Source organism: Streptomyces sp. NPDC034103, assembly GCF_055575395.1.
This window is the reverse complement of the sequence record NZ_JBVISS010000005.1, coordinates 478738-496051: the sequence shown is the minus strand read 5'-3', so window position 1 is coordinate 496051 and position 17314 is coordinate 478738. Positions and strand designations below refer to the sequence as shown.

The following is a 17314-nucleotide window of genomic DNA, read 5'->3' as shown; positions in this document are numbered from 1 at the left end:
GTCCGCAGTTCGGTCGTCCACAGGGCCTAGTCGCGATCTATCGCGTTTGGGTACGCTGCTGTCGTGGACCTTGAGAAGCAGACCCCGCCCGCTGCCACCACCGATCTGCGCGCCTCGGACGCCGACCGCGACCGGATCGCCGACATCCTGCGCGAGGCCCTGGCCGAGGGCCGCCTCACCGCCGACGAGCACGCCGAGCGGATCGAGGGCGTGCTGGCCGCCAAGACGGTCGGCGAGCTGGACGCCTTCATACGGGACCTGCCCGCCGCCCATCAGCCCCGCCGGGTCCCCACCGCCCCCAGCCGCCCCACCGTCGGCGCCGTCCCGATCGACCCCGACGAGAACGTGGTGGCGGTGTTCAGCAGCGCCGTCCGCAAGGGCCGCTGGCGCGCGGGCCGCCGTATCCACGCGTACGCGATCTTCGGCAGCGTCGAGATAGACCTCAGCGAGGCCCTCTTCGCGTACCAGCAGGTCGTGATCAAGGCGATCTCGGTCTTCGGCAACGTCGAGGTCCGCGTCCCGGAGAACATCTCGCTGCGCGGCACGGGCGGCGGCGTCCTGGGCAACTTCGAGGTGCACACGCTGGATTCGGACGACCCCGAGGCTCCGGTCGTCTACGTCGACGGCTGGGCCGTTCTCGGCAACATCGAGGGCCGGCCCAAGCGCGGCAAGCTCGTGGCGGACATCCTGGACCGCGTCCAGCACAAGGTCGACAGGAGTTTGCGCAAGCATCTGGATCGTTGACGGTTGTGAACCGGGCCGGATGTGAAGCGATCCGTTCCACTCGGACCCCAGCACCGGACCACCCGTAATCCAGCGGTACGGAACTCAGTGCATAGGCACGCGCACAGCGGGTAGGCCTTGCTGCATCGTCTCTCGCTCGCGAAGCCGTCGTCAGGAGTAGACCGTGCTGCAACCGCCGCATTCGTCCCTGCAAGTAGCTGCTGTACCGGCTCAGCGGGTGCCAGTGCGAGACAGGGACCAAGACGCGCCGTGGCACACCGAGGCGGTGTGCCGGCGCGACGAGGCCGGACTGTTCTTCGCCCCTTCCAAGGAGCCCACCGCGGCCCGGCTCTCCCGCGAGGAGGCCGCCAAGCGCGTGTGTGCCCGCTGTCCGGTCATGGTCGAGTGCCGCGAACACGCGCTCCTGCAACCCGAGCCCTACGGCGTCTGGGGAGGCCTCACCGCCGCGGAACGCCGCGTGGTCCTGGCCCGCCGCAGGCGCCGCGACATGGAACTCCAGAAGGCGGCGAGGGCGGCCCGCATACCCCAGGCCGGCTGACTCCCGAGGCCGGCTGACTCCGCAGACCGGCTGACTCCAGGCCGGCTGACTCCGCAGACCGACGAAAAAGGGCGCCCCCACCGCACCGGGGGCGCCCTTTTCCGTGGGCCGGGTTCTGATCGAGGTGCGCGGGCAGCGCTCCGGGGGGTGGGCACCGCCCCGGGGGTGTGGGCACCGACCTGCCACCCACCGAACCCCGCGTCCCCCGAACCCCCGGCCCCTCCGCGCTACTTGACGCTACCTGGCGCTACTTGGCGCGGTCGAAGTCGATCGCGCTGTAGGCCCGCAGCTTCCTCAGCCGATGCTCGGACTCGATCCTGCGCACCGTCCCCGACTTCGACCGCATCACGATCGAGTCGGTCGTCGCGGTCTCCGACCGGTACCGCACACCTCGCAGCAGCTCACCGTCGGTGATCCCGGTGGCGACGAAGAACACGTTGTCCCCCGACACCAGGTCGTCCGTGGTCAGCACCCGGTCGAGATCGTGGCCGGCGTCGATCGCCCGCTGCCGCTCCTCCGCGTCCTTGGGCCACAGCTTGCCCTGGATCGTGCCGCCGAGGCACTTCACGGCGCAGGCGGAGATGATCCCCTCCGGGGTGCCGCCGATGCCCAGCAGCATGTCCACGCCGGTGCCCTCGCGCAGCGCGTAGATGGACCCCGCCACGTCACCGTCGGAGATCAGCTTGATGCGCGCACCCGCCTCCCGGATCTCCTGGATGATCCCCTCGTGCCGTGGCCGGTCGAGGATGACGACGGTCACGTCCTCCGGTGTGGAGCGCTTCGCCTTCGCGACCCGCCGGATGTTCACGGACACCGGCGCGTTGATGTCGACGAAGTCGGCGGCCTCGGGTCCGGTGACCAGCTTGTCCATGTAGAAAACGGCGGACGGGTCGAACATCGACCCGCGGTCCGCGGCGGCCAGCACGGCGATCGCGTTCGGCATGCCCTTGGCGGTCAGGGTGGTGCCGTCGATCGGGTCGACGGCGATGTCGCACTCGGGCCCGGTGCCGTCGCCGACACGCTCCCCGTTGAAGAGCATCGGGGCCTCGTCCTTCTCACCCTCGCCGATGACGACCACGCCGTTCATCGACACGGTGGAGACGAGGGTCCGCATGGCGCGCACCGCGGCACCGTCGGCGCCGTTCTTCTCACCTCGCCCGACCCAGCGTCCCGCGGCCATGGCGGCCGCTTCGGTGACCCGAACGAGTTCGAGGGCGAGGTTACGGTCGGGGGCTTCGCTGGGAACTTCGAGTTCGGAGGGCAAGTGGTGTTGCTCGGTCATCGAGGCGCACCTTTCTGATACGACGACGGCCGGATGAGGGTATGGCCCCGACTCTATCGTTAGGCAGACAAAATGAGCAGGGGACCCCACGGATGAGCGGACCAGGGCACCTGCGACGATGGGGGTGTGGCAGGTTCGAGCGGCAAGCAGAAGACGGTCCGGGACATGGTGATCTCCCTGGGCGTGATCAGTCTCATGGCGGGGGTCATCTACCTCTTCATCCCGCACGACGACTCCCCTCAGGAGATCAAGCGGGTCGACTACCGCGTCGAGCTGCTCACGGCCCGACGCGCCGCGGCCTACCCCGTGCTGGCTCCCGAAGGGCTGCCGAAGACCTGGAAGGCCACCTCCGTCCGGTTCGACGCCGCGGAGTCCGACTCCTGGCACCTGGGCTTCCACACCCCCGGCGACGACTACGTCCAGATCGAGCAGTCGACCCGGAAGCCGGCCGTGGACTTCATAGACGAGGCCAGCCAGGGCGGCGAGAAGACGGACAGCACCGAGAAGATCGGCGACCGCACCTGGACGCGCTACACCGGCGGCCGCTACGACTCCCTGGTCCACCAGGCCGACGGCGCCACGACCGTGGTGGCGGGCACCGGCTCCTTCGAACAGCTGACGCAGATGGTCAAGGCACTCAGGGCGAAGTGACCGCCCGCATCACGAAGAAGGCCCCCGGCGGGGAAACCGGGGGCCTTCTTCGTGCCGTTCCTGCTGTTCCTGCTCTTACTGTCGTCGTGCTGTTCCTGTCGTACGGCCGACTCAGACGGTCGTGACGACCTCGTCGTAGGCGAGGCGCGGGGCGCGCGGGTGGGACGCGTCCTCGGCCGGCCTGCCGATGTTGACGACCATGAGCGGGGTGTGGTCGTCGTCGAGGAACTCCTTGCGGACGCCCTCGAAGTCGACGCCGGTCATCGGGCCGGCGGCGAGCCCGGCGGCGCGGACACCGATGATGAAGTACGCGGCCTGCAGGGCGGCGTTCAGCGTGGCCGCGCTCTCGCGGACCGGGCGCTCGCTGAAGAAGACGTCCTTGGCCTGCGGGAAGTGCGGGAGCAGCTTGGGCAGTTCCTCGTGGAACTCGTTGTCCGCGGAGAGGATCGCCACGACCGGGGCGGCGGCCGTCTTGGGCTGGTTGCCCTCGGCCATGTGCCGCACCAGGCGCTCACGGGCCTCGGGGGAGCGGACCAGCGTGATGCGCAGGGGGGTCTGGTTGAAGGCGGTCGGGCCGAACTTGACCAGGTCGTAGATCGCCTGGAGCTGCTCGTCGGTCACCGGCTCGTCGGTGAAGGCGTTGGCGGTGCGGGCCTCGCGGAAGAGCAGGTCCTGGGCGGCGGGGTCAAGGACGAGAGACATGGCGTGAACCTTCTTGAGGACGTACGTCGGATCCGGCGCGCGGATCGGCTGACACGGATGACTGTACGCGGAACATGTTTAAGGTTCAACTAAAGCCGGGGTGTGGTGACCCGCTTCACAGCTCGACCGGCCCGCTATCCGGCGTGCGTGGGGCCTTCGGCGTGCTGGAGGCTCGTCACCCGGCGCGCGCGGGGCCCTTGGCGTGTGTGAGGAACCCGGCCTGCGTGGGGGCCCTTGGTGTGCGTGAGGAACCCGGCCTGCGTGGGGCTCTCGGCGGCGTGCCGGAGGCCCGTCACCCGGCGTCCGGCCCGTCCTCCCCGGCCCCGTCCTCGCTCTCCTCCGCGAGGGCCGCGTCCAGCCGTGCCCGCGCCCCGTCCAGCCAGCGCCGGCAGACCTTGGCCAGCTCCTCGCCCCGCTCCCACAGCGCGAGGGACTCCTCCAGCGTCGTGCCACCGGCCTCCAGCCGCCGTACGACGTCGATCAGTTCGTCCCGCGCCTGCTCGTACCCGAGCGCCTCATCCACTGTGCTGGTCATGCGCCCACCCTAAGCATCGGCTCGGACATCGACCTTCACGCGGAACTCACCCTCGGCGACCCGCGCCCGCAGCACCTCGTCGTCGTCGACCTCCTCCGGGTCCCGCACGACATGCCCGTCGGCCTTCTGGAGCACGGCGTACCCGCGCTTCAGGGTCGCGGCGGGGGAGAGGGCGACCACGCGCGCGCGTGTGTGCGTCAGCTCGGAGTCGGCGCGGTCCAGGAGATGGCCGAGGGTGCGGCGCGACCGCTCCACCAGCGAGGAGACCTGGTCGGCCCGCTCGTCGATCATCCGGTGCGGATCCTGTATCGACGGCCGGGCGAGCGCGTGGGCGAGCCCGCGCTCCTCCCGCTCGACGATGGCCTCGACGCACCGCCGGGCCCGGTCCCGCAGCATCCGCACCCGCTCGTACTCCTCGCCCACGTCCGGCACGACCTTCTTGGCCGCGTCGGTCGGGGTGGAGGCGCGCAGATCGGCGACGTGGTCCAGCAGCGGGTTGTCCGGCTCGTGCCCGATGGCGGAGACGACGGGGGTACGGCAGGCGGCGACGGTCCGTACGAGCTGCTCGTCGGAGAAGGGCAGCAGATCCTCGACGCTGCCCCCGCCCCGGGCCACGATGATCACGTCGACGTCGTCGTTCTCGTCGAGCTCCTTGACGGCCTGCACGACCTGCGGCACCGCGTGCACGCCCTGCACCGCCACATTGCGCACCTCGAAGCGGACGGCGGGCCAGCGGTGCCGGGCGTTCTCCAGCACGTCCCGCTCGGCGGCCGAGGCCCGCCCGCACACCAGCCCCACGAGCTGCGGCAGGAACGGCAACGGTTTCTTGCGCTCGGGCGCGAACAGCCCCTCGGCGGCGAGCGCCTTCTTCAACTGCTCGAGACGGGCGAGCAGTTCCCCCACCCCGACCGGCCTTATCTCGGCGGCCCGCAACGACAACTGCCCGCGCGGCGCGTACCACTCCGGCTTCGCGAGCACGACGACCCGCGCCCCCTCGCTCACCACGTCCGCGACGGCGTCGAACACCTGCCGGTAGCAGGTGACGCTCACGGAGATGTCGTACGACGGGTCGCGCAGCGTCAGGAACACGACCCCGGCGCCGGGGCGGCGGGACAGCTGGGTGATCTGGCCCTCCACCCAGACCGCGCCGAGCCGGTCGATCCACCCCCCGATCAGCCGGGAGACCTCACCGACGGGCAACGGTGTTTCGGCGGACGTGTTGAGAGCCATGCCGCGAGCGTAACGGCCCCCACCGACAACACCGGTCAGGCCTCGGAGGGACCGCGCCGCCCCCGCTGCCCCCACAGGACCCCGAGTCCGAGCACGAACCACACCGCCCCCACCACCTGAGCCGCCCCCGACGCCTCCACGATCACGGCCACCGTGATCGCCGCCCCGAGGACCGGCACCAGCACATGCCGCCACCAGCTCACCGCCCCGCCCCGCCGCCGCACCGCGAACCACCCCACCACGCTCGCGTGCAGCAGCGTGAACGCCGTGAGCGCACCGACGTCGACCACCGACACCAGGTGGTCCATCCCGTCGCCCCGGCGGGCCGCCCACACCGCCGCGACCAGCGTGACGAGCGCCGCGCACAGCAGCGCCACGCGCGGCACGCCCGAGTCCGTCCTCGACAGCGCGCGCGGCAGCCGCCGGTCCCGCCCCATGGCGAACAGCAGCCGCCCGGCCGCCGCCTGTCCCGCCAGCGCCGCGAACGCCGCGCCGATCGCCTTGCTGACGGCCACCAGGTCGTGCAACCACGTCCCCACCGACGCGTCCACGGCGTCGTAGAAGGCGGACCCCTGCTGCTCCGGCCGGGCCGCGAGCTGCGCCGAGGACACCGGCTCCAGCAGCGCCACCAGATAGGCCTGCCCCACGAACAGCACACCGGCCAGCGCCAGACAGAACAGCACCGCCCGCGCCACCTTCGCCGACCCGCCGGTGACCTCCTCCGCGAAGGACGCGATCGCGTCGAAGCCGAGATACGACAGCACCGCGATCGACACCGCCCCGATCACCGCGGACAGCGCGAACGCCCCTTGTGTGCCGTCGCCGGACAGCGGCGACAGCCACCCGCGTTCGGCACCGTCGCGCGCGAGGACGACGACCGCGCTGACCACGAACACCAGCAGGACCACGATCTCCATCGCCAGCACCAGGAAGCCGACCCGGGCCGCGACCTGTACGCCCCACAGGTTCAGCAGGGTCGTGACGACCACCGCGACCGCCGTCCACACCCACCGCGACACCTCCGGGACCAGCGCGTTCATCGCGATACCGGAGAAGAGGTAGGCGACCGCCGGGATGAGGAGGTAGTCCAGCATCGCCATCCAGCCCGCGACGAACCCCACCTCCTTGCCGAGCGCCACGCGCGCGTAGGCGTACACCGAGCCCGCGCGCGGGACGACCCGCACCATCTGCGCGTAACTGAAAGCGGTGAACGCCATCGCGACCGTGGCCACGACATAGACCAGCGCGACCGCCCCGTGCGACCGGGCGTCGAGCGTGCCGAACACGCCGACGGGCGCCATGGGAGCGATGAAAAGCAGCCCGTAGACCACCAGATCCCGAAAGCCGAGGCTGCGCCGCAGGCCGTCACCGGGTTCGGCGGTCCTCGCCGTCGTCGCCGTCTCGGACATCGGTGCCTCCGCCGGTGCATCGTCCGTCGTCTGCCGTCGCGGGCTCCCCGCCCTTCACACTTCCCGGCCAGTCTCACCCGCCACGCGATCTTTGACGCGTCGAGCGCGGCCTTACGATGGGACGCATGACTGCTTCGCCTGGCCGCCGTGTCCTGCTCGCCGCCCCCCGGGGCTACTGCGCGGGCGTGGACCGCGCCGTGATCGCCGTCGAGAAAGCCCTGGAGCAGTACGGCGCTCCGGTGTACGTCCGGCACGAGATCGTCCACAACAAGTACGTCGTGCAGACCCTGGAGAAGAAGGGCGCGATCTTCGTCGAGCGGACCGAGGAGGTCCCCGAGGGGAACATCGTGATGTTCTCGGCGCACGGCGTCGCCCCCGTCGTCCACGAGGAGGCCGCGCGCGGAAAGCTCGCCACCATCGACGCGACCTGCCCGCTGGTCACCAAGGTCCACAAGGAAGCCGTCCGCTTCGCCAACGAGGACTACGACATCCTCCTGATCGGGCACGAGGGCCACGAGGAGGTCATCGGCACCTCCGGCGAGGCCCCCGACCACATCACCCTGGTCGACGGCCCCGACGACGTCGCCAAGGTCGAGGTCCGCGACGAGTCGAAGGTCGTGTGGCTGTCCCAGACCACGCTGAGCGTGGACGAGACGATGGAGACCGTCGACGCCCTGAAGGAGAAGTTCCCGCAGCTCATCTCCCCGCCGAGCGACGACATCTGCTACGCCACGCAGAACCGTCAGCTCGCGGTGAAGCAGATGGGCGCCGAGGCCGAGCTGGTCATCGTGGTCGGCTCCCGCAACTCCTCCAACTCCAAGCGGCTGGTGGAGGTCGCCAAGCTGGCCGGCTCCCGCGAGGCCTACCTGGTGGACTTCGCCAGCGAGATCGACGAGGCCTGGCTGGAGGGCGTGACCACGGTCGGCGTCACCTCCGGCGCCTCGGTGCCGGAGATCCTCGTCGAGGAGGTCCTCGAGTACCTCGCCCAGCGCGGCTACGGCGACGTGGAACTCGTCAAGGCGGCCGAGGAGTCCATCACCTTCTCGCTGCCCAAGGAGCTCCGCCGGGACCTGCGCGAGGAGGCTGCGGCGCTGGTCGCGGAGCGTAAGGGCACCGCAGTCGAGTGACTGTCGGTCGTCCGACGTAACGTAGAGCCATGCAGATCTTCGGTGTGGACATCGGCGGGTCCGGGATCAAGGGTGCCCCTGTGGACCTGGCCAAGGGCGACCTGGCTCAGGAGCGCTGCAAGGTGCTCACCCCGCACCCGGCGACCCCGGACGCGGTGGCGGACGGCGTGAAGGAGGTCGTCGACCACTTCGGTTGGACGGGGCCGGTCGGGCTCACGTTTCCGGGTGTGGTCACGGGCGGGGCGACGATCCGTACGGCGGCCAACGTCGACAAGGACTGGATCGACAAGGACGCGCGCGCGTTGTTCAGCGAGCGGCTCGGTGGTCTGCCGGTGACGGTGGTCAACGACGCGGACGCGGCGGGCGTCGCCGAGATGGAGTTCGGCGCCGGGCACGGCCGCAGGGGCACGGTGTTCCTGCTGACCTTCGGCACCGGTATCGGCAGCGCCCTGTTCGTCGACGGCGTCCTGGTCCCCAACACCGAGCTGGGCCACCTGGAGCTGCACGGACACGACGCGGAGAAGCGCGCCTCCAGCAAGGCCAAGGAGGACGGCGACCTGTCGTGGGAGCACTGGGCGCACCGCGTCCAGAAGTACCTCGCCCACGTCGAGATGCTCTTCTCGCCCGAGCTGTTCATCATCGGCGGCGGCGTCAGCCGCAAGTCCCAGAAGTTCCTGCACTACATCGAGGGCATCAAGGCCGAGATCGTCCCGGCGCAGCTCCAGAACAACGCGGGGATCGTGGGCGCGGCGATGCAGGCGGCCAAGGACTAGGCCGGCCTAGGCCCGGCCGTTCGCCCGGCGCCTGCGGTTCAGCAGCCGGATCCTGCGTACGGTCACGATGAGACCGGCGATCAGCGTCCCGCCGTACAGCCAGCCGGCCTGGGTGGCGAGGGCCGTCACCAGCCCCATCAGCCGGCTGCCGAACCCGTCGCCGTCGGCCACCGGCAGCACGCCCACGGCGAAGGCGATCGGCACCACCACCGGTGCCGTCGCCAGGTCGCCTCGCCGTATCCAGACCGCGGTCAGCGCGCAGACCGGCAGGAACAGCACCCCGTAGACCGTCGGCGACGATCCGAACAGCAGCGCGTCGAGCGAGCCGAGCAGGAACATCGCGGCGCCGCAGAACAGCCCGCCGCCGAGGCCGGTGAGCCGGGGGTTGGGAAAGCGGCGCACCGCCTGCACGACCGGGGGAGCGGGCCGCCGTACGGCCGCCGTCGGACGGCGCCCGCCGCGGGCCGCCTGCGGGGGCAGGGAAGGCGTCTCGCGGCGTGCTCGGATGTGCGGGGGTCGCGTCCTGTGTTGCTCCACTGGACCAACTTAGGACGGTTTATATGCAGAATCGTCTCTCAGACACGCCGAGGGGCGGAGCTTGGCCATGTGTTCGACGGATCGCGGGGGCGGGTCCGGCCAAGCCGTAGACTGGTGGATCGGCCCCGCAGAGCCTGTGTCACCGGGCGGGCCCTGCTCCCTCAGTCCTCTCCTCTCACGTACGGGAAGTCGCAACGTGTCGCTCACGATCGGAATCGTCGGTCTGCCGAATGTCGGCAAGTCGACCCTGTTCAACGCCCTGACCAAGAACGACGTGCTCGCGGCCAACTACCCGTTCGCCACGATCGAGCCCAACGTCGGCGTGGTCGGCGTCCCGGACCCGCGCCTGGCGAAACTGGCCGAGATCTTCTCCTCCCAGAAGATCCTCCCGGCGACCGTCGACTTCGTGGACATCGCGGGCATCGTGAAGGGCGCCTCCGAGGGCGAGGGCCTGGGCAACAAGTTCCTCGCGAACATCCGTGAGTCCGACGCGATCTGCCAGGTCATCCGTGCCTTCAAGGACGAGAACGTCGTCCACGTCGACGGCAAGGTCTCGCCCAAGGACGACATCGAGACGATCAACACCGAGCTGATCCTCGCCGACCTCCAGACCATCGAGAAGGTCCTGCCCCGCCTCCAGAAGGAGTCGCGGATCAAGAAGGACGTCGTGGCGAAGGTCGCGGCGGTCGAGGCGGCCAAGGAGATCCTGGAGAAGGGCGACACCCTGTTCTCCGCGGGCATCGTCCAGGGCTCCGGCAACGAGGAGCTCCTGCACGACCTGCACCTGCTGACCACCAAGCCCTTCCTCTACGTCTTCAACGTCGACGAGGACGAGCTGGTCGACGAGACCTTCAAGGACGAGCAGCGCGCCCTGGTCGCCCCCGCCGAGGCGATCTTCCTCAACGCCAAGCTGGAGGCGGACCTCGCCGAGCTCGACGAGGCCGATGCCATGGAGCTGCTGGAGTCGGTGGGCGCCGAGGAGCCGGGCCTGACGACACTGGCCCGCGTCGGCTTCAACACCCTCGGCCTCCAGACCTACCTCACGGCAGGCCCCAAGGAGTCCCGCGCCTGGACCATCAAGAAGGGCGCCACCGCCCCCGAGGCCGCCGGTGTGATCCACACCGACTTCCAGAAGGGCTTCATCAAGGCCGAGGTCATCTCCTTCGACGACCTGGTCGAGACCGGCTCGGTCGCCGAGGCCCGCGCGAAGGGGAAGGCGCGGATGGAGGGCAAGGACTACGTCATGCAGGACGGGGACGTGGTGGAGTTCCGCTTCAACGTCTGAGCCCGACCGCCCGACCGGCCGCTCACTTCGGCTCGTGGGCCGGGGTGAGCCCGGTGGGGTCTGTTGTGGCTCGCGGGGCGGGCGCAGCGCATCCGTGGGTGGTCCGGTCCGCGAGGTGGGCGTGCGTCGGGGTGTTGTCGGCGGCGGGGTTTCAGCGGGCGCGCTGACGTCGGGCGTTCTGCAGTACCCGCAGCACGCCCACCGGTGACGGGCCGGCCGAGCCGCGCAGCAGCCCCGGTCCGCGCGCCGCCGCCGCGTCCGCGGTCAGGAGCTCGATGTCGATCACCGCGCTGAGCAGGGCGCGACCCTCGGGTGCGGCGACGGCGGGCAGTTCGCGTGCCTCCTCCAGGGCGGTCCGGGCCGCGCGGACCTCGTGGTCCACCAACGCGCCCAGACCCGGGGGCGTATGACCCGCCCTCAGGTCCTCCTCCGTGACGGAGAAGCGCTCCAGCGTCTCGGACGGGATGCCGAGCCGCCCCTGCGGGAGGTCCTCCGCGAGGTCGTTGACGAAGTCCAGCCGCTGGCTGCCCTCGATGAGTGTCCGGCACAGCGCCCGGTACCGCCCGTCGTCGCCCTCCGGCGCCAGCAACACGCCGACCAGCATGAAGGCGGGCAGCGAGTAGGCGTCCAGGTAGGCCTGGAAGTCGGCCTCGGTGGCGAAGCCGGCGAACTCCAACTCGGCCTCGGCGGTGGCCAGATACTCCTCCACCGTCCTCCCGAGCCGGGGACACGCGGTAACGGTGTGGGCCAGCGCGCGGGTCAGCGGATCGTCGCCCACCCCCGTCGCCACCACCTCGCGCACCCGCTGCTCCCAGGACGCCCACGCCGTGACCCGCCGCGCCTTCGGGCCGGTGTCCAGCAGGTCGTCCCCCTGGTGCATCACCGCCGTCGCCGCGACCGCGTGCGGCAGCATCGGCCGCGGCAACAGCACCCGCGCCGCCAGATACGAACTACGCCGACACCGCGCCACCAGCCGCCGCTGGACCCCGTAGTCACTCCGCAGCCCCGGCTCCCGAATCCCCGCGGCGTCCAGGGACCGCGTCCACCCGCTCATGGGGCGATCGTAGACAACCCCGCGCGGACGGCCCCTTGGCGCCCCCGGCGGACGCCCCGTCAGCCCCTCGCCTCCGCCGCGCGGACGCCCCTCAGCCGCCCGCCACCGCCCGGCAGGCCTCCGCGTACCCCCGTACCAGTGGTCGTCGGCCGTCCTCGATGCGCCAGGCCAGGGCGTAGCGGGTCGGGGTGAGGCCGTGCACCGGGCGGGTCACCACGCCGCCCAGGGTGATCAGCGGGGCGTTGCCCTCGGCGACCAGGCAGATGCCGAGGCCGGCGACCAGGGCCTCGTACGTCTCCTCCGTGCCGGCGATCTCCGCGCCGACGCGGACCGGGCGACCGGCGCGTTCGTCGAGGGCGAGCCAGTGGTCGCGCAGCGGGCCCGCGCTCTCGGGGAGGGCGAGAAAGGGCTCCTCGGACAGGTCGGCGAAGGTCAACTCGGGGCGGGCCGCGAGGGGGTGGGTGTCCGGCAGGGCGACCAGACGGGGCTCCTCGGCGACGACCGTCCAGGCGTAACGTCCCGCGTCCGGCAGCGGCAGCCAGACGAACGCCACGTCCACGTCCCCGTCCGCCAGACCCGCCGTGGGGTCCTCCCAGCTCACCTGGCGCACCCGCAGCACCGCCTCCGGGTGCGCGGCGGTGAAACGGGACCGTATGGCGGGCAGCAGTCCGCCGCGGCCCGGGCTGGTGCTCATCCCCACGACCAGCGTGCTGCGCTGCGCCGACCGGGCCGTCTCCACCGCCGCCGCGCCCGCCGCCCAGTCCGCCAGCACCCGCCGCGCGTGCGGCAGCAACGCCTCACCCGCCTCCGTGAGCGCGACCCCGTGCCGGTCGCGCCGGAACAGCTCCACGCTCAACTGCCGCTCCAGCGCCCGTATCTGCTTGCTCAGGGCGGGCTGGGACACGTACAGCCGCTCGGCCGCGCGCGTGAAGTGCAGTTCCTCGGCCACCGCCAGGAAGTAGCGCAGATCCCGTAGGTGTACGTCCGTTGTCATAGCCATCGGTTATCACCGTGGGTCTTGGACGGGCAACCGCCTTTCACAGCAGGCTGGTTCGTGAACCGATCGACAAGGGGATCGACATGAACAAGGTCTGGCTGATCACGGGCGCGAGCAGCGGCTTCGGGCGGGAGATCGCAAAGGCGGCGCTGGCCGACGGCGACATCGTCGTGGGCGCCGCCCGCCGGCCCGAGGCACTGGACGACCTGGTCGCCGCCCACCCCGACCAGGTGGAGGCGCTGCGCCTGGACGTCGCCGACACGGCGGCCGCCGAGGCGGCGGTACGGGACGTGGTGGCGCGGCACGGGCGGATCGACGTCCTCGTCAACAACGCCGGCCGCACCCACGTCGGCGCCTTCGAGGAGACCGGGGACGAGGAGCTGCGGGCCCTGTTCGACGTGCACGTCTTCGGCCCGGCGGCGCTGGTGCGTGCCGTGCTGCCGTCGATGCGGGAGCGGCGCTCCGGGGCGATCGTGCAGATGAGCAGCATGGGCGGGCAGATGTCCTTCGCGGGCTTCGGCGCCTACAGCGGTACGAAGTTCGCCCTGGAGGGCATGTCCGAGGCGCTCGCGGACGAGGTCGAGGAGTACGGCATCAAGGTGCTGATCGTGGAGCCGGGCGCCTTCAGGACCTCGCTGTTCGAGGCGGACCGGGCGGGGGCGAGCACGGACAGCGGCGTCTACGCCAAGGTCAGCGGCACCCGCGGTGTCGTCGCGGGCGGCGACGGCTCCCAGCCCGGTGACCCGGCCAAGGCCGCCGCGGTCATCCTGTCCGCTCTCCGGTCCGACCGCACCCCGCTCCGCCTCCCGCTCGGCGACGACGGCGTGACGGCGGTCCTCGGCCACCTGGACCAGGTCCGCGAGGACGTCGTGGCATGGGAGAAGAGCACACGCGCGACGGCCTTCGACGACTGATCAGTACCGGCGGCGTCCGAACCCCGGCCGCGTTGTCAGTCCCGGGTGCGACCATGGCAGGCGTCGGGGAGGGCACGGCGGGCGAGGGGGGTCATGGTGGCGGGCGAAGAGGCGGGCGCCGGGCGGACGGCCCGCGTGCGGGAGCCGTACGACGTCGGCGCGCCCGTGGGCCGCAGGGCCCGTGACCTGTACGCGCGGGCCGCCCGGTTGCACACCGTCGCCCGTGAGCTGCTCGCCGATCACACCCCGCGCCCTCGACGCGGTGCGCTCGGCCCTGGGGCCGCTCCGGGACGACCTGGTGGACAAGGAGCTGGAGGCCATCCCGGTCTCCCGGCTCAAGGACGCCACCGAGGGCCGGCTGCGGCTGGCGGCGGTCGAGGCGGCGGGGCTCGCCTCGGTGCGCGCGGTGTACCGGGCGAGCCGGTACGAGCTGCGGCAGATCCCGGGTGTCGGCGCCCAGACCGCCGACCAGGCGCTGGCCGCCGCCCGGCAGATCGCGCGGGCGGTCGAGGAGACCGTCTCCGTACGGATCGACGTCGACCACCCCGAACCCCGTACCGCGGCCCTGGTCGTCGCGCTGTACCGGCTCGTCGAGGCCGGCCCCGAGCTGCGCCGGGCGGTGGAGACGGCCGGGGAGCTCGATCGCAGACTCGGCGAGCTGCTGCCCGCGGCCCGCCCGGCGACCGGCCGGCTGCGGCTGGCGGTCACCGGCCGGCGCCGCCGGGAGGACGCCCTCGCGGCGGTCACGGAACTGCGCGCGCTGACGGCCGAGGCGGCCGAGCAGGATGTACGGCTGCGGCTCACCCAGGCCGCCACCGACCTGCTGCGCGAACCGGCCTCCGAGATCGAGGCGTGGGTCGACTTCGAGCTGCGCTCCGCCGAGTACTACAGCCGGATCGCCGAGATCGCCGAGCACCGCGCGGACGTGGCCGCCGCCGAGGGCTTCGTACCGTCGGAGGTGGCCGAGCGGGTGCACGCCCAGCCCCTCGACGACACCCACCTGCGGGTGTCGTTGCGCGGCTACCAGTCCTTCGGCGCCCGCTTCGCGCTCGCCCAGCGCAGGGTCGTGCTCGGCGACGAGATGGGCCTCGGCAAGACGGTCCAGGCCATCGCGGCGCTCGCGCACCTCGCGGCGGGCGGGCGGAGTCACTTCCTGGTGGTGTGCCCGGCGAGCGTCCTGATCAACTGGACCCGGGAGATCCGCGCCCGCAGCACCCTGCGCGCCCTGCCGGTGCACGGACCGGACCGGCAGGAGGCCTACGCCGAGTGGCGCGAGCGGGGTGGCGTCGCCCTGACCACCTTCGACGTGCTGCACACCCTGCCGGGGCCGGACGGCGTCGAGCCGGGCATGCTCGTCGTCGACGAGGCGCACTACATCAAGAACCCCGACACCCGCCGCGCCCGATCGGTCGCGGCATGGACCGGCCGCTGTGACCGCGTGCTGTTCCTGACGGGCACGCCGATGGAGAACCGCGTCGAGGAGTTCCGCACCCTGGTCCGCCATCTCCGGCCGGAGCTGGTTCCCGCGATCCGCGACAGCGACGCGGTCGCCGGCCCGCACGTCTTCCGCAGATCCGTCGCGCCCGCGTATCTGCGCCGCAACCAGCAGGACGTGCTCACCGAACTGCCCGCGCTCCTCCAGGTCGACGAATGGGAGGAGTTCACGGCCACGGACGCGGACGCCTACCGCGCGGCGGTCGCCGAGGGGAACTTCATGGCGATGCGCCGGGCCGCGTACGCCGACCCCGAGAAGTCCGCGAAGCTCCTGCGGCTGCGTGAACTGGTGGCGGAGGCGGCGGCGAACGGCCTGAAGGTCGTCGTGTTCTCGTACTTCCGGGATGTGCTGGCCGCGGTGCGGGAGGCTCTGGGCGAGGGCGTGTTCGGGCCGATCTCCGGCGACGTGCCCGCCGCCCGCCGGCAGCGGCTGGTGGACGAGTTCACGGCGGCCGACGGACACGCGGTGCTGCTCAGCCAGATCCAGGCGGGCGGCGTCGGTCTGAACCTCCAGGCCGCGTCCGTGGTCATCCTGTGCGAACCGCAGGTCAAGCCGACCCTGGAACACCAGGCCGTGGCCCGCGCCCACCGCATGGGCCAGGTCCGCACGGTCCAGGTGCACCGGCTGCTCGCCACGGACAGTGTCGACGAGCGCCTCCTGCACATCCTGGAGAACAAGGACCGCCTCTTCGACGCGTACGCCCGCCGCAGCGACACCGCCGACGCGACCCCCGACGCGGTCGACGTCACGGACGGCGGCCTGGCCCGGCGGATCGTGGAGGAGGAGCAGGCGAGACTGGCCACGGGCACGAGAGCCGAGGCCGACGGCTGACCCCACCGACCAGGACGGACCGGACCGACGTCGACGGCCCACCGCACCTACCGAAGCCCCCGCCACCGCCGGTCACCCCCGGCCGACCCCACCCGCACCCGAGTCACGCCCCCGCCAACCCCGACTTCACCCCCGCCCCGCACAACGGCACCACCCCACCCCGCTCCCCGAGCACCCCCGCCCGCACCGCCGCCCAACAGGCCACCCCGGTCGACTCCACGAACAGTCCCCGTGACGCCAGGTCCCGCTGGGCGTGCCGGATCTGGTCCTCCGTCACCGTCGTGAACCGGCCACCCGACTCCCGTACCGCCCGCAGGATCTGGCGGGCGCGCGGCGGGCGCGGGACGGCGATGCCCTCGGCGAGGGTCGGCGCGGACGGGGTCGCGCCGACGAGATCCTCCGCGCCCTCCTCCCAGGCGCGGGCCAGCGGGGCCACAGCCGCGGACTGGACCGCGTACAGGGCGGGCCGTCGGTCGATGAGTCCGGCGCCGTGCAGCTCGGCGACGGCGAGGGCCGCGCCCAGCAGGAGCGTGCCGTTGCCGACGGGGAGGACGAGGATGTCCGGGAGGCGGCCGCCGAGGTCCTCCCAGAGTTCGTGGACATAGGTCTTGGTGCCGTGCAGGAAGTACGGGTTGAAGACGTGCGAGGCGTAGAACGTGCCCGGGGAGTCCGCCGCCGCACGGGCCGCCTCGGCGGCCGCCTCACGGTCCCCGGCGACGACTTCCGGCCGCGCCCCGTGCGCCCCGATCTGCTCCAGCTTCTTCGCCGACGTGCCCTCGGGGACGTACACCGTGCAGGGCAGCCGCGCCCGTGCGCAGTACGCGGCGACGGCCGTCCCCGCGTTGCCGCTGCTGTCCGCGACCACCCGGCGCGGCTCCAGCCGCAGGGCCAGTTCGGCGAGCAGTACCGCGCCCCGGTCCTTGAAGGACAGCGTCGGCATCAGGAAGTCCAGCTTGGCCGAGACGCCGTGGTCGAGCGGGACCAGCGGGGTGCGGCCCTCGCCGAGGGAGACCGTGGGGGCGCCGAGGGGGAGGGTCTCGGCGTACCGCCACAGCGAATTGGCGCGCCCGGCAAGGGACTTCAGGGGCGCCGGGGTCGGGTGGAAGTCGAGGTCGAGGGGGCCGCGGCAGGCGGGGCAACACCAGGTGAGCGAGCCGCCGGGGACGCGGGTGCCGTCCAAGGGGCAGTAACAGTCCGGCAGGGGGGTCAT

16 protein-coding genes and 1 pseudogene are annotated in these 17314 nt (G+C 71.9%); 8 read left to right on the top strand and 9 right to left on the bottom strand.

Features of this window, described 5'->3' with window-relative positions; translation table 11 throughout:
• Window positions 1-63 precede the first annotated feature (63 nt).
• Both ACZ56U_RS14020 and ACZ56U_RS14015 read left to right on the top strand, forming a co-directional pair.
• Entirely contained in the window at window positions 64-744 is a 681-nt protein-coding gene (locus ACZ56U_RS14020) for a DUF1707 SHOCT-like domain-containing protein (RefSeq protein WP_469084252.1), read from the top strand.
• Between the two features lie 163 nt (window positions 745-907).
• Window positions 908-1282, top strand: coding sequence for a WhiB family transcriptional regulator (locus ACZ56U_RS14015; RefSeq protein WP_391243585.1), 375 nt, complete (start codon window positions 908-910; stop codon window positions 1280-1282).
• Between the two features lie 247 nt (window positions 1283-1529).
• Here ACZ56U_RS14015 and glpX read toward each other — a convergent pair whose 3' ends face one another.
• Window positions 1530-2564, bottom strand: coding sequence for a class II fructose-bisphosphatase (gene glpX / locus ACZ56U_RS14010; protein ID WP_469084251.1), 1035 nt, complete (start codon window positions 2562-2564; stop codon window positions 1530-1532).
• Between the two features lie 126 nt (window positions 2565-2690).
• Here glpX and ACZ56U_RS14005 point away from each other — a divergent pair, with 126 nt between their 5' ends.
• Entirely contained in the window at window positions 2691-3215 is a 525-nt protein-coding gene (locus ACZ56U_RS14005) for a DUF4245 domain-containing protein (RefSeq protein ID WP_469084250.1), read from the top strand.
• Between the two features lie 111 nt (window positions 3216-3326).
• Here the strand turns inward: ACZ56U_RS14005 and ACZ56U_RS14000 are convergent, their stop codons facing one another.
• The 4 genes from ACZ56U_RS14000 to ACZ56U_RS13985 form a co-directional block, all read right to left on the bottom strand.
• Entirely contained in the window at window positions 3327-3917 is a 591-nt protein-coding gene (locus ACZ56U_RS14000; RefSeq protein ID WP_469084249.1) for a malonic semialdehyde reductase, read from the bottom strand.
• Between the two features lie 292 nt (window positions 3918-4209).
• Window positions 4210-4452 carry an exodeoxyribonuclease VII small subunit gene (locus tag ACZ56U_RS13995; RefSeq protein ID WP_469084248.1) on the bottom strand — a complete coding sequence of 81 codons (243 nt, stop codon included), beginning with the start codon at window positions 4450-4452 and terminating at the stop codon, window positions 4210-4212.
• A 9-nt stretch (window positions 4453-4461) separates the two neighbouring features.
• Window positions 4462-5682: an exodeoxyribonuclease VII large subunit gene (gene xseA, locus ACZ56U_RS13990; protein ID WP_469084247.1), complete on the bottom strand. Its 1221-nt coding sequence runs from the start codon at window positions 5680-5682 to the stop codon at window positions 4462-4464.
• Window positions 5683-5717: 35 nt separating this feature from the next.
• Window positions 5718-7091 (bottom strand): APC family permease, encoded by a 1374-nt coding sequence (locus ACZ56U_RS13985; protein ID WP_469084246.1) that lies wholly within the window; start codon window positions 7089-7091, stop codon window positions 5718-5720.
• Between the two features lie 116 nt (window positions 7092-7207).
• Between ACZ56U_RS13985 and ACZ56U_RS13980 the strand changes: the two genes are divergently transcribed.
• Together ACZ56U_RS13980 and ppgK are read left to right on the top strand one after the other, a co-directional pair.
• Window positions 7208-8218, top strand: a complete 1011-nt coding sequence (locus ACZ56U_RS13980; RefSeq protein ID WP_469084245.1) for a 4-hydroxy-3-methylbut-2-enyl diphosphate reductase — start codon at window positions 7208-7210, stop codon at window positions 8216-8218.
• A gap of 29 nt (window positions 8219-8247) precedes the next feature.
• Window positions 8248-8991 carry a polyphosphate--glucose phosphotransferase gene (gene ppgK / locus ACZ56U_RS13975; protein WP_469084244.1) on the top strand — a complete coding sequence of 248 codons (744 nt, stop codon included), beginning with the start codon at window positions 8248-8250 and terminating at the stop codon, window positions 8989-8991.
• Between the two features lie 6 nt (window positions 8992-8997).
• On the opposite strand, the gene ACZ56U_RS13970 is transcribed toward ppgK, so the two are convergent.
• On the bottom strand, window positions 8998-9528 hold the full coding sequence (locus ACZ56U_RS13970) for a DUF6542 domain-containing protein (RefSeq protein ID WP_469084243.1): 531 nt from the start codon (window positions 9526-9528) through the stop codon (window positions 8998-9000).
• Between the two features lie 196 nt (window positions 9529-9724).
• Between ACZ56U_RS13970 and ychF the strand changes: the two genes are divergently transcribed.
• Entirely contained in the window at window positions 9725-10813 is a 1089-nt protein-coding gene (ychF, locus tag ACZ56U_RS13965) for a redox-regulated ATPase YchF (protein WP_469084242.1), read from the top strand.
• A 151-nt stretch (window positions 10814-10964) separates the two neighbouring features.
• On the opposite strand, the gene ACZ56U_RS13960 is transcribed toward ychF, so the two are convergent.
• Window positions 10965-11867, bottom strand: coding sequence for a squalene/phytoene synthase family protein (locus tag ACZ56U_RS13960; RefSeq protein ID WP_469084241.1), 903 nt, complete (start codon window positions 11865-11867; stop codon window positions 10965-10967).
• Window positions 11868-11958: 91 nt separating this feature from the next.
• Window positions 11959-12867, bottom strand: coding sequence for a LysR family transcriptional regulator (locus ACZ56U_RS13955; protein WP_469084240.1), 909 nt, complete (start codon window positions 12865-12867; stop codon window positions 11959-11961).
• Between the two features lie 80 nt (window positions 12868-12947).
• Between ACZ56U_RS13955 and ACZ56U_RS13950 the strand changes: the two genes are divergently transcribed.
• Both ACZ56U_RS13950 and ACZ56U_RS13945 read left to right on the top strand, forming a co-directional pair.
• Complete coding sequence (locus ACZ56U_RS13950; protein WP_469084239.1) at window positions 12948-13778, top strand: oxidoreductase; 831 nt, start codon at window positions 12948-12950, stop codon at window positions 13776-13778.
• A gap of 186 nt (window positions 13779-13964) precedes the next feature.
• Window positions 13965-16104 (top strand): annotated as a pseudogene (locus tag ACZ56U_RS13945) (DEAD/DEAH box helicase).
• A 103-nt stretch (window positions 16105-16207) separates the two neighbouring features.
• Here the strand turns inward: ACZ56U_RS13945 and ACZ56U_RS13940 are convergent.
• Window positions 16208-17314 (bottom strand): threonine synthase, encoded by a 1107-nt coding sequence (locus tag ACZ56U_RS13940; protein WP_469084238.1) that lies wholly within the window; start codon window positions 17312-17314, stop codon window positions 16208-16210.

Bases quoted from the DNA above. Each gene is read 5' to 3' on its own strand.
- glpX (WP_469084251.1), bottom strand. From the start codon at position 2,564: ATGACCGAGCAACACCACTTGCCCTCCGAACTCGAAGTTCCCAGCGAA.
- ACZ56U_RS14000 (WP_469084249.1), bottom strand. From the start codon at position 3,917: ATGTCTCTCGTCCTTGACCCCGCCGCCCAGGACCTGCTCTTCCGCGAG.
- ACZ56U_RS13995 (WP_469084248.1), bottom strand. From the start codon at position 4,452: ATGACCAGCACAGTGGATGAGGCGCTCGGGTACGAGCAGGCGCGGGAC.
- xseA (WP_469084247.1), bottom strand. From the start codon at position 5,682: ATGGCTCTCAACACGTCCGCCGAAACACCGTTGCCCGTCGGTGAGGTC.
- ACZ56U_RS13985 (WP_469084246.1), bottom strand. From the start codon at position 7,091: ATGTCCGAGACGGCGACGACGGCGAGGACCGCCGAACCCGGTGACGGC.
- ACZ56U_RS13980 (WP_469084245.1), top strand. From the start codon at position 7,208: ATGGGACGCATGACTGCTTCGCCTGGCCGCCGTGTCCTGCTCGCCGCC.
- ppgK (WP_469084244.1), top strand. From the start codon at position 8,248: ATGCAGATCTTCGGTGTGGACATCGGCGGGTCCGGGATCAAGGGTGCC.
- ACZ56U_RS13960 (WP_469084241.1), bottom strand. From the start codon at position 11,867: ATGAGCGGGTGGACGCGGTCCCTGGACGCCGCGGGGATTCGGGAGCCG.
- ACZ56U_RS13955 (WP_469084240.1), bottom strand. From the start codon at position 12,867: ATGGCTATGACAACGGACGTACACCTACGGGATCTGCGCTACTTCCTG.
- ACZ56U_RS13950 (WP_469084239.1), top strand. From the start codon at position 12,948: ATGAACAAGGTCTGGCTGATCACGGGCGCGAGCAGCGGCTTCGGGCGG.
- ACZ56U_RS13940 (WP_469084238.1), bottom strand. From the start codon at position 17,314: ATGACCCCCCTGCCGGACTGTTACTGCCCCTTGGACGGCACCCGCGTC.